General features: G+C 40.1%; 6 protein-coding genes. All 6 read right to left on the bottom strand.

What is annotated here, in order from left to right:
• Positions 1 to 279 precede the first annotated feature (279 nt).
• Positions 280 to 2736 (bottom strand): ligand-binding sensor domain-containing protein, encoded by a 2457-nt coding sequence (locus BACPLE_RS17945; protein ID WP_007564596.1) that lies wholly within the window; start codon positions 2734 to 2736, stop codon positions 280 to 282.
• A gap of 190 nt (positions 2737 to 2926) precedes the next feature.
• Positions 2927 to 4405, bottom strand: a complete 1479-nt coding sequence (locus BACPLE_RS17940; RefSeq protein ID WP_007564594.1) for a hypothetical protein — start codon at positions 4403 to 4405, stop codon at positions 2927 to 2929.
• 1 nt (position 4406) lies between these two features.
• The gene (locus BACPLE_RS17935; RefSeq protein WP_007564593.1) at positions 4407 to 6419 is read right to left on the bottom strand and encodes a glucosidase family protein; all 2013 of its coding nucleotides are present in this window, start codon (positions 6417 to 6419) and stop codon (positions 4407 to 4409) included.
• A 98-nt stretch (positions 6420 to 6517) separates the two neighbouring features.
• Entirely contained in the window at positions 6518 to 8188 is a 1671-nt protein-coding gene (locus tag BACPLE_RS17930) for a RagB/SusD family nutrient uptake outer membrane protein (protein ID WP_007564591.1), read from the bottom strand.
• A gap of 21 nt (positions 8189 to 8209) precedes the next feature.
• Positions 8210 to 11332 carry a SusC/RagA family TonB-linked outer membrane protein gene (locus BACPLE_RS17925; RefSeq protein WP_040313458.1) on the bottom strand — a complete coding sequence of 1041 codons (3123 nt, stop codon included), beginning with the start codon at positions 11330 to 11332 and terminating at the stop codon, positions 8210 to 8212.
• A 30-nt stretch (positions 11333 to 11362) separates the two neighbouring features.
• Positions 11363 to 13291 carry a glycoside hydrolase family 97 protein gene (locus BACPLE_RS17920; protein ID WP_007564587.1) on the bottom strand — a complete coding sequence of 643 codons (1929 nt, stop codon included), beginning with the start codon at positions 13289 to 13291 and terminating at the stop codon, positions 11363 to 11365.
• Between the last annotated feature and the right edge of the window lie 160 nt (positions 13292 to 13451).

Raw genomic sequence — 13451 nt, 5'->3', positions numbered from 1 at the left:
GGCAGACAAATTTGCCTGCCTATAAGTTTTTCCTTATCTTTGTATGAATTAGAGAAGGCTTGCTTTTCTTTTGGCTGCAATGGTTCTTGGAAGTTCAAATACAACCGTCGGACGAGGAAAAAAATTCTGGAAGGAAGCTGGTTCAAGAAGTCCCGATTATAAGCAAGTGCAAGGAAAGAAACAGAGTGAAAACAAAAAATCGGGAAATGCCTTTAATTAGCAATTTTGTTTCTTATTTGTTCCTCAATTAAAACTATGAAATTTTCAATACACTGAATTTCAAGTCATTATATATGCTATTTTTGAGAGATTGAATTTATTTTCCAATAAAGTCATGCGCCGACGATGTATTTTATTCATCCGATAATAAGCATAAACCAGACCCGCTATCCCTAACAATACATATCCAACAATCATATACGAAGATGCCCACCAGGGAGGCAGCACTTTAATAGGAAAGGCTATGGCATTTTCATTCCACATCCCATCAGAATTAGACGCACTCACCTGAAATACATAATCCCCGGCAGGTAAATTTGTGTACGTCACATGAGGAGCATCATTCGTTTCCGTCCAATCTTTTTCAAATCCTTCCAAACGATAACGATACTTGTTTTTTGAGGTATTAATATAACTCAAGGCAGCTACCGAAAAACTAAACATGGAATGAGAATAGTCCAACACCAAACGGTCTGCATAAGTGATGGAAACTTTTAATGGAGAGTCTTCACTTCCAATAACCACCGGTTTATTGAATAGCTGAAAATCAGTCAGAATGACGGTAGGAATCTGTGTATCAACTTGTATCTTATCAGGACGGAACTCATTGAATCCATTTACACCTCCCACCATTATTGTTCCGTCAGACAACTGGATTCCTGAATTGGGAAGAAACAAATTTTCTTGTAAACCGTCTTTCTTATTATAAAACTTCAAAGAAGAAGTAAGAGGCTGATAACAATACATGCCATTATTGGTAGTAAACCACAATTTATCTTTATCCGGTAATATCTTATAAATCACACGTATGTGCTCCGGCAGTCCTTCACGTACGAATACATCCTTTTTCCGATCATATCGAAGTAAGCCGTCTCCATCCGTACCGAGCCAAAGAACTCCCTGCATATCCAAACAGCCGGTAATGATTTGATTCGTCGGCAGAGTGCCTTCTTCATCTTTCAACTGATGAAAATAATGCATCCATTTCCCGGTCTGATAATCCAGACAATATACTCCACTGTTAAGCGAACATACCCACAAATTCTTCCCTTTTTCTTCAAAAATATATGAAATATTGGCTCCATGCAGCTCATATATTCGTTCAAAATCGTCCGTTTGCGAATTGTAACAATTCAATCCGGCAGTAGTACCAATCCATATTTTCTGTCTGGAATCTTTATAAAGTGCATAGATTTCAGAAGAATACAATGAACGCGGAGAAGTATCTGCCTTATAATTTTTAAACTTGCCTGTCCGCAAATCCAGGATATCCAGACCACCCATAAACATACCCACAAACAATTTGTCTCCATCTTGTAACAAAGCATGTATGTTATGATAGGCAGGTCCTGGCTTTCCTTTTTGAGGGCGATACCCCTGAAATGTCTGCTTTTGTCTGTCCCAATAGAAGAAGCCGGCATCATCTGTTCCAATCCATAAATTACCCTTATCTGCATGGGCAAACACACTGATAATACGTGCATCCAATTGAGAATTATCTTTATGATAATGCCGGAAATTATCTTGCACAGAAGAAACATAGTTTACCCCACCAAAATAAGTACCTATCCAAAGCGCATTCTCCCGGTCAAGAAACAATTCATGCAGGTAATTATCATTCAGTCCTTCCGGATGTCTGCTATCTGCTTTTATCACATCGACTTTTTCCGTAGTCACATCATACTTCGTCAACCCTTCATCCGAAGCCAACAGCAGATGACCGGGCTGCCATTCAACAATTCTTCTTACTTGAAATGGATGATTAAACTGTAAAGGAGGAATTTTCTGAATCAGTCGCCCATGCTCTTTATCCAATAAATAAAGTCCATCTCTTCCAGTTCCTACCCAAAGGCGATGAGAAGAATCCTCAAACAGCACACGTGCATCTTTCACATCCTGTAAAGCTACCGGTTGAAACATATCCTGCGAAGCTACATAACGACTGATTCCTCCTTCACGGGTAGCAAGCCATATCGTACCGGAAGAATCCTCCATTATATAATACACAAAATCACAGTTTACCTTTCCAATAGCCATATACTGATGAAGTGTCTTATTGGGAAGATTGTAACGAAACACTCCTTGTCCTGCAGTAGTTATCCAGATATTATGCTTACTGTCACGCATCACATGAGATACGGAAGAATGTATGCTCTCACCAAACTCGGAACGGGCCTGAAAATCAGAAAAGCTCTCGGTCAATAAATTGAAGATTGCCAGTCCTCGTTCACTTCCTACATAAAGTTGCATGCTATCTTCCAATATGGTATAAATGCAAGCGCCCAAGGATTCTACCCGACTATCTCTCCACACCCGAATATGATTCCCGTCAAAGCTGTGCAAACCGTCAATCGTTCCAAACCACATACGCCCTTTCGTATCCTGCGTAATGCTATATACCGCATTATTCGAAAGTCCGTCACTGATGGTGTAATGAGTCACATTACGGGATGCTCCCCCACACAAAAGGAAATAGCCTAAAAATATAATCGAAAAAAGCAGCTTTGCGAATTTCATACCCTATTAGTTTATATTAAAGCATGTTCATTTAAGCAAAAATACAAAATTCTACCCCAGCATTTATATTTCCTTTTAAAAAACATACCGGTTATTGAAGAATTCATGATTTTTCTTCAATAACCGGTTCCCTATAAAAAGACCTATTGAATATCCCTATAGTCTAAATATACATTAAGAAAAACTCTTATTATTTTTCATCCGATACCTGTGCATACATCTTCTTGCCTGAAGGCAGTTTCACCTCTACCATTGAATATCTATTTCCATACACATCCTGACAAGAATCTGTCTGATAACGTTTTCCATCAATTTTAACCTGCGGATACTGCCCCATAAATGCAACCCTCCATACAAGTTCCTGTGAGGTATTGTTTTCTATCTCAGTAGCAATACATCCGGTATGCTTTACACTGACATATCCATCAAGTACAGGTAGATTTCTGATTTCAGCATTTAAAGTATCTGAAGTTAAGCGAGAGCAAGTGGAGATTATATTCTCACTGGCAGAAGGAAGCACTCCCATCACGCCACATACAGTACCCTCGATTACTCCATACGACACTTCTGGATACTCCGAACGGTTCATCTGGGGAAGTTCCGTCAGATAAGTATAGGCTTCCTTAAGATATCCCAACCGGTACAGTAATGCAGGAAAAGCAGACATGTTCTCTACATTCCATTCCTTACTCAGAATATCCTTGACAGAAGCCTGGATACGGTTTGTGTTATCCGTTGCCCCAAACCACAAAATAAATGGAACTCCCTCTCCGCGATGGAAAGTACGGTCTTCCGTCCAAAAAGTCTGATAATAGGCACTGTCTTCACACCACCATTCTTTTTCCAGAATATCCCGATATGCAAGTGCCATCTGCTTATCCTTTTCCGCCTTTTCCTTATTGCCTAACAACGAAGCCATCTGAGAGCTGGCATTAAATCCTGCATATAGTGTAGCTATCAAATCCACTCCCATTGTCAGTCCTCTGAAGTTCTCTACATAAGAAGCCAGTCCCCTGCAAGTATGGAAGTTATTGTTCAAGTCAAAATTCTCCGGCTGATTCATGTAGCGTGGCCGTGACATGACATTCTCAGGCTGGAGTTTCCAGCGAGAAATATACTCATTCAAAGATTTGTCATAGAAATTGACAAAACAGGAATCCGTCAGATAATCCTTGTCACCAGTCCATTCATACATTTTCCAACAAGCCTGAATCACATCGAAATTCGCATTCAGGTTATACCAGAATTCTTTATCATTCGTATAATCCGCCGGTGCAGGCTTGTCATAACGGTTGATTTCCCAGTATGTACACCAGTCCTTGCTCTCACTGATATTCTCTGCAAATTTTCTGAACATATTTTTATTATGTGCAGACAATCCTAAAATTTGGGCACCCACCGATTGATGAGAAACATCACGCATACAAAAAGCTTCGCGCTGAGGTAGAGCAGCCTCATACCAATACCCTACCGGATCCGTACCATCGTGAGCATACGACAATGCCATTTTTCGGGCCCAGTTATAGGTGTTATCCAAATGTTTGTCTGTAGAAACAAATACTGCAATCTGCTCTTGAGGAAGTTTTTCCATCACAGCTTTTTGGGACGAATTTCCACACCCTGACAAAAGTAAAGCCGTAGTACCAAGCAATAATAAATGTCTCATCATATTACTTCAAATTGATTGTGATTGTTTTCCCTTCTTTCAGGTTATAAACCTTCTTCTTACCTTGGCTTGTAGTCATTATGACTTGCAACTTTCCTGCCCCCTGGCGTTGAATCATTAAATCAAAGTCTGCCCCAAAAGCACGTACGTGATGCAGTGCCATCTGATTCCATTTTTGCGGAAGGCGAGGAGTCAAAGTAAACGACTTAAATCCAATGGGACGGATACCAAACAAGCCCTCGGTGATGATACGACCATACAAACCGCTTTCTGCTGAAAGATGCCGTTGTTCTCCTTCAGGCCATGCCTCAATGGCATAAGGAACATGTTCACCCAGCAACCGGGTTTTAGAGTAGCGCTGTAAATATTCAGTGGCTTTTTCTGTTTCGCCAGCCGCGTATACTCCCCGCAAAGCATAAAGTGTGGAACGATCCCAGAAAGTCTCGCTTCCTGCTTGTGTAAGCAATCCGTTTTCTGTCCACAACCGTGGTGAGAACAATGCTTGAATAGTACCCTCTTTTCGTTCGTCAATACCCATTGTCAGAGGAATACAAATCCAGGAACGAAGTACATCATTTCCTTTATAATAGGCATAGGTAGAATAACCTTCTACTGTACTTCCAAAATATGTTTCAATATTCTTACGTAATGTAGAAGCTTGCTTTCTATAAGTATTTGCCACATTATTTCCCTTTCCTAATTCCTTAGCCAAATATGCAGCCGAAATCAAGGCATCATAATAAAGAGAAGAGGTACAAAGATTGGCATCTCCTGAAGGGAAACGATTTTCCAGCTCATCCGTATCCGAAGCTACCACTCCTCCTTCATTCAATTTCCGGTGACAATATTCCAGACACCAGGAAATAAGCGGCCACAACTCTTCGGCTTCTTCACGGCTTGCACGAGTCAAAGCGTAACGAGAAGCTCCATAAGCAATCATGGCAGCATCTCCACGATCGCCTACTCCAGCCCAGATATCCAGTCCCTCAGCTACAATTGAACTCGGAATAGGCTTCCATTCATCATTTATAAAACGAGCAAAATGCTTGAAACTATTTAAAGCTGAAACATTTCCGTATTCATAGCCAGTATAAGGGAAATAAGGATTGATATATTCAGCCTGGTCGTTAGCCCAAATGGCTGCATAATACGACTCTCCTCCCGGACCATGCATAGGGCCTCCCTGAGTTTCATAGATACTTTCGCAAGCGCGTATCTTTGAAAATGCAAACATCTGGTTTATCACAGGGTCTGGGGTTTCCAGTACCAGATTATTCATCCAGGAAGCTACTAACGATTCTCTTTTTACCTTCTCTGCACAGGCATCGAGCACAAGGCTGCTGTTTTCTGAATCATGCGCAGAAATGGAAGCAGAGAAACGTAAAGTGTCCCCAGGCTGTAAAGTAAAATATCCATTCTGAAGCAGTTTTCCTTCAATAAAATAAGTTCCCTTTACTCCTTTAGACGGATCGGTCTGAGCCATGAAACCATCTTTCGGAATTTCCACTGCCAGTGAATTCTTTCCTTTATTTATCACCTGATACAACTCTACCAAAGCAGGAAGTTCTGTAGACGGAAAATATTCACGAATAATCTCCCATTCTCCATAATACCCTTGGTTTACTACACTCTTTACCTGCAATTTACCTTTTATGCCAAGTTCTTTTACCTTTTCTCCACGTTGCAAACTACGTCCGTTCACTGTAATTCCTGCAAGTGGATTCCAATCATAGCGACGCATCAGGCTGGCATGGGTATTATTAGGAATGGTTCGCAGACGCGGCCATACCATACTCTTGTTCAAGCGAAAAGCTCCCTCACCGTCAACTCCATAACGGAGAACCACAGAAACAGCCTTTCCACTCATCTCTATATGATCCTCATGCGGAATATTTTCGTTCACCGACCAGATAATCTGATTATCTGGAGCTATGTGCCAACGACTTGTCTCCACTGCATTTACTCCTAATGCTGTGAATCCAATTCCACCAATCAAAATTGTTCTAAGTAAATTCATCAATTACAGATTTAAAAATTAAGTATGTACAAACATCAGAAATCTGTTCCTAAATTAAGTTTTATTTTTCATTCAGGAACAGATTTCCTCTACTATTCTTATAAGTCAGAATATCCCGGATTCTGCTCTAATGCACTATTCTTACGACGTTCATAATTCGGAATAGGAGCCAAATAGTGATTAGGAGAAATAAACTTACGAGGATTACCTACATTCGATATAGTATATGTTTTAGTTCCATCGGCTTTTTTAGTAATCTTAATGCCATGGAATTGTCCCACTTGCGTATCTTCCGCAATTTTCCAACGGCGTACATCAAAATAACGATGTTCCTCAAAGGCCAGTTCCACCTTGCGTTCCTGCTGAATTTTCTTCAACAAAGCATCTCCACTTTCTGTGACATCCGGCAACATGTTTGTAGGATCTTCAGCCATGTTACGGGCTCTTTCCCGTACAAAGTTTACATACTGACGAGCTGTAACCTCATCCCCGCAAAAATATTTCGCTTCCGCATAGTTCAAATAAATTTCAGCCAAGCGACAATAAATCCAAGGATGATATGCTTTTTCGGACCACAAGTTAATAAGAGCCTCATCCATAAATTTACGGATGGTGTAATGAGTTTCAGAATAATTCCAGTTATCTGTTCCATACTCACTATCCTTTCCACCTGTTGTACCATCTTCATTGACATAGAACTCAGCTTCTCCATCACGGAATGACTGTCCATCGCATACGATAGAAGCATAGAAACGCGGATCACGATCTTCCCAAGGATTAGCAGTTGTAGTAGTCTTATCATCATACCACTGTGTATCAGGCATTACTCCACCTCTCTTTTCATAACTGTCAACCATTTCCTGAGTAACACAAGTAGCAGAATACCCATGCCAGCCATTCGGGCTGTTTTCAGCATCAAAGTAATGGCCATACTCTTGATTATAAAGACGCTGGAAAATAATCTCAGGACTTTCAGGATTTAAGAACAACCCTTGATAATCCGGATCCAGATTATTAACACCAAGGCCTCCACAAAGTTCGATGACTTCTTCTGCAGCATCGGCAGCTTCTTCATAAGTTCTTACTCCCCACCATGGACTGGCAGCATAAAGTAGCATACGACTCTTCATGGCCAAAGCAGCCACTTTTGTCACACGACCAAAATCTGCATCACTCGCATATTCTTCTGGAAGATAATTAGCAGCGCGGTCAAACCAAGTAACAATAGAATCCACACATTCTTCATAGCTCGCACGCTTGACATTCAAAGCCTCAGCCGTGTCATCCAATTGATAAGATTTTGTTATCATCGGTACTCCTCCATAACGGTTTACCAGTTCCATATAGTAAAGCGCACGGAAGAAGGTTGTTTCTCCAATCAAGTAGTTCTGCTCCGGCTGGTCTACCTTATTCACATACTCCATGTGCTCAAAGAAGATATTACAGTTCTTGATATTCTCATAATAGGCTTCCCAAATATCAAGGTTACCCAACTGGTCAGGAGTGACCGATCCTTCCAGTACTTGATAAGAATTGTTCCAGTTGAAGTTATTGATTGACTCATCACACGAATACCGTAAAGCTGTATGATCCCATCCAGTTTGCGGAAGGTTATAATTCCGGTGTACGTATGATTTCAGCAGACTTACATCTGAGAACACATCTTCTTCAGTGTAAGTATCCAATGGATCCACATCCAGAATATCGCATGCCGCCATAGAAGCCAGCAATGTTCCGAAGCATATTGTTTTTATAAATGTTGTCTTCATATTCTTAGTTTTCTTAAAAGGTTAGAAAGTCACATTGATGCCAAATGAGTAAGTTCTTGCCAACGGATAAGCCTGACCAAGACCTGTTGCATCCGATTCCGGATCTTGCAGTTTAATCTTATCGAAAGTCAACAAGTTTGTACCTGACAATGAGAAACGCACATTCTGCAATTTCATTTTTTCTACCCACTTCTGCGGTAAGGTATAGGCAACTTCTACATTCTTCAAACGAATGAATGAAGCATCATACAACCAGAAATCACTCCAAGGTGTATTAATCACATCGTCTTTATCAAAAGCACGAGGATATTTAGAATTAGGAGTTTCCTCTTCCGAAATCCAGCGATTATAATACAAATCTTTATCCTGGTTGTAAGAATAAGGAACAATCATCTGTGAAGCTCTGCCTTGTCCGGTCCACATCATGCTTACTTCCAGACCTTTCCATTCAATACCATAATTGATACCATACACAATTTCAGGTACATTTCCCGTTTCGCTGCGAACCTTGTCATTTTCACTGATTACTCCATTATTGTCCACATCTACATATTTGATATCACCCGGCTGTGCTCCTGGCATGTGTACACTGTTGTTTACTTCATCCCAATTCTGATAAATTCCATCAGTCTTATACATCAACCATGTGTTAAGCGGTCCCCCGGTTTGTCTTTGCCATTCAGGAATGTTAGCCGCTTCATCAAAGAATTTAATTTTATTACGGGCAAAAGTAAAGTTACCTCCGATATAATAATTTACTTCTCCGATTTTATTACGATGATTCAACATAATTTCAATACCCTGATTATTAACTTCTCCCAGATTTTCATCAGGCAATGTATTTCCCAATCCTGTGTATGAAGGTATAGAAGCTTGTCTTGCAGTCAGAATATCTTTACGGTTCTGGAAGAAATATTCCACAGTAAATCCTAACATACCGTTCCAGAAGTTACCATCAACAGCCACATTCTTAGAATCAACTTTTTCCCAGGTTACATTAGGATTAGCCAGTACGCCCGGATAAATTGCCTTACCAATGGAAGGAGTCTTTCCAAGAATAGCTCCATCCTCCATCACATACGGATTAATATATTGGAATGGATCAATTCGGTCATTACCTAATTTACCCCACGAAGCACGTAACTTCAAGTCATTAATAAACGGGGCTTTTTCTTTAATAAAACGTTCTTCACTCAAACGCCATCCAACAGACAATCCTGGGAAAGTACCCCAACGATGACCGGGAGCAAAATTCATAGAACCATCACGACGAATAGAGAATTCAAACATATAACGGTCTTTCAATGTATAATTCAAACGTCCGAAGAAATTCTGTCTGACAGAAACATAACCGCTACCAGAGTTTGTCTTTTCCTTATCACCGCCAAAACTTAAGTAATCCAGTTTACTGTTCAAGAAGTAATTTCGGAATGCTTCAAATACCTCTCCGTCATATTTATTCTGTTCATAAGCCACAAAGGCGCTGATATGATGGTCACCAAAAGTGCGATCATAATTCAGTTTCAAGTGCAACGTACGAGAAAGGCTGTTTTCATGTGATTGTGTTAACTTGATAGTACCTCCTTCCGGATTAGTAGTCTGCTTGATATAATCCTGGGTAGTAGGATCATAACGATAAGTATCCCATACATCAATTAAATATTTCTCATTACGGAAATGGAAATTAAAAGCACCATACCCCGACAAAGATAATCCTTCGGTAATCCAAGGCATTTTCAAATCAAAAGTAAACTTAGAGTTTACAAAATAATCATCTACCTTATCATAACCCGTATCTTTTCCTGAAACCAATACAGCAGGGTTATTACCCTGATTAATGCCTGGACCCGGTAAACCGTTCGGATAATAATCGTACAAGTAAGGATAAGCATTGGTAGTTTCCCAGAAAATCTTATAGGAATCATAAATACCCATATTACGACGTTCTTTACGTCCGTCTAAATCTACACCAATCTTCAAATTCTTACTTACCTGTGCATCAATATTTGAACGTACCTGGAAAGTATTATAATTAAACTCCGTATTTTCATACATGGGTTCCTGATAAGAGTAGTCACCTGAAACGTAATATCTAACCTTATCTGTTCCTCCGTTAATAGAAAGAGAATGACGAGTTTGAGGAGCTACGTCGCGGAACACCGCATCCATCCAGTCAGTATCTGCATACTGAAGACGGTCAATAGTTCCATCCAGATAGCCTTCCTTAATATTCTCATAAAGAGGAGCTTCTCCTTTATACTTACGGATTTCATCCGAATAAGTCATGTATTCATACGCATTCATCAAATCCGGAACACGTGTATTTTGTGTCAATGATACAGAACCGCTATAATTGACCATTGGCTTATCATTACCAGATGAACCGCGTTTTGTCGTAACCAAGATTACACCATTAGCAGCTTGAGAACCATAAATAGCCGCTGAGGCATCTTTCAGTACGTTGATTGATTCAATATCATTCGGATTCATACGTTCCAAGTTGCTCAAACCATTATTTGGATCGGCTACTCCATCAATTACAACCAACGGATTCGTATCACCCAAAGTACCCATACCACGAATATAAATCTTAGAAGCATCGTTACCAGGTTCACCTGAACGGTTAGTAGCAACAACACCCGGTATTTTACCTGCGAATGTATTCGTAATATTGGCATTACCTGTTGTCTTCAAATCACTCCCTTTGACGGTTGCAACAGAACCGGTCACTGTGGCTTTTTTCTGCACACCATAACCTACAACCACTACTTCCTCCAACACTTCTGTATCTTCTCCCAACTGGATTTTTTGAGGTTGAGCCGTAGCTTTTATTTCAACAGACTGATAACCGATATACGAAATTTCCAGCAAAGATCCAGCAGGTGCCTGCAAGGTATAATTTCCATCCAAATCAGTGATGACTCCATTAGTCGTACCCTTCACAATGACATTCGCTCCAATAATCGGCTCTCCTGTCTTTTTGTCTACTACCGTACCTTTCAGTGTCACATTTTGCTGAGTAACCGCTAAAGATACAGCCGCATCATTCGTTTCGGGAACTGCCAAGCCCGGCAGAACTCCCCATGCCAGCATTCCTGCCATCAGAATATGCCTGCATTTTGAAGTTGATTGAAATGTTTTCATTAGATTAGGTAATTAAAACAGGTTAATATATTATTTAATAATAGCTACATAGCCACCTCCATCATACATGCTGATCGTGATGGTGTCTCCTTGTTTCACTTTCTTTGTACGACAAGCAAAATCTTGTGCTTGGAGGTCTACATTCACACCATCTTCCCAACAAGTCAATGTCTTATTTCCCTTAATGAAATCAAGAGTAATATCGAACTTCTGCCCTTTTTTACCAACCATACCACCAATGAACCAAGTATTACCAGAGCGACGTGCCACTACAATGTATTCGCCTACAGATGCTTTCAAGACACGTGTTTCATCCCATACCACAGGAACCTGACTCAAGAAATCCATGCATTTTTCTTCACGATAATAGTTGGATGGAGAATCAGCCAGCATCTGAAGCGGACTTTCATACACTACATACATACCCAGCTGATGACAACGAGTTCCCACAGAAGCAGGCAAGTTAAACCATACCTTATGATCTTTCTCATGGAAGTTAATCATCGCTCCCGGTGTATAATCCATCGGACCTGCTACCATACGAGTAAAAGGTAATGTCACATTGTGTTCCGGAGTAACAAAGCTTCCCCATTTATGATTTTCCAATCCGGCAACACCTTCAGAGCTCAATACATTCGGAAATGTTCTCAACCAGCCAGTCGGTTTGTAAGCTCCGTGGAAATCAACCAACATTTTATGCTCGGCAGCCTTACGGGCTACAGTATAGTAGAAATCAACCATAGCCTGATCGTCACGGTTCATAAAGTCCATTTTAATACCTTTAATGCCCCATTTGCTAAACAAATCGAATGCTTCATCCAGTTTTTCACGGAAAGGAGCCCATGATACCCATAAAATCAAATCCACATTTTTCTTTTTACCGTATGCCACCAATTCTTCCATATTGATTTCTGGAACTGTTTTCGTCACATCCCATGCTTCTGACCAACCGTCATCAAGCACCACATATTCAATACCGTATTTAGAAGCAAAATCTATATAATATTTATAAGTATCATTATTTACTCCACATTTGAAGTCAACACCTGTCAAGATTAATGCATTATACCAGTCCCATGCAATCTTTCCCGGTTTAACCCAAGAAAAATCTCCCTGTGACTCTGGAGCCAATTTATAAATCAACTGATTCGTTACAAGGTTAGCATCGTTCTCTGCTACAATCATGGCACGCCAAGGATAATTACGGGTTCCGCTTACTCTTGCTATATAATCAGCCCGTTTAGTAGGGAAAATCTGACGATCGTCTGTTTTTTCTTCTTCCAAAGAATAAGCAGCAAATTTTCCAGCCAGTTCATATTTTCCTTGTTTTTTCAAGAACATACCCGGATAACTTTCCAAATCAGATTCACTGATAAAGATACGTGCCTGATCATCTACCTTAATCAATACAGGAGTACTGCAAAAACGGTCAGTTCCGATTTCCGACAATTTCATCGGTTTAAACAAAGGCTGCTGTGCAGACAATATGGTTCTTTCTTCAGGGAAAAGTGTATTATAATCTTCCGGGAAACAATAGTCCACCTCTTCACTGATTACCTTCAGCGAGTCAGCAAAATCTGTATGGAAGCGATAAGCTAATCCATCATTATATACACGAAAATATAGTTTATACTGGTCAGCACTTAACACCATTTCATTATAGTGATCTCTAATTTTATCGCTCTTTTGGCGGACTACAGGTGTCAACATCTGGTCTTCCGTACGATGCTGAACATCTTTTACCTTCATATTACGGCCAATCACTACCCCATTATCAAAAGTCATAGATAAAGGAGAAGGATTCAAAATAGTTTTACCATTGAAAGTTACAGAATACGTAGTAGTAGCTCCTGTTTCTACATTCACAAGGATACGTTCATCCGGAGATTTCACTGTATAATTCTCCGCAAACATTGCAGCACTGGATGCCAGCAACAAAAAGAATAAAGTCTTTCTCATATTAGTTCTTTTTATTTGTTAACTCTGGTAGCAAAAGTACAATAAGCCTCCCATGAGCATGGAACGAAATATCCAAACTACAGCCGCAAATGTCTATAAGAGAAATTCTATTGTCCAAAATTTGAACTCTATTATCCAAAATAATCACACAAACAGCTGA

It is taken from the genome of Phocaeicola plebeius DSM 17135 (assembly GCF_000187895.1).
Taxonomy (GTDB): Bacteria; Bacteroidota; Bacteroidia; order Bacteroidales; family Bacteroidaceae; genus Phocaeicola; species Phocaeicola plebeius.
This window is presented reverse-complemented; position numbering and strand designations above follow the sequence as displayed.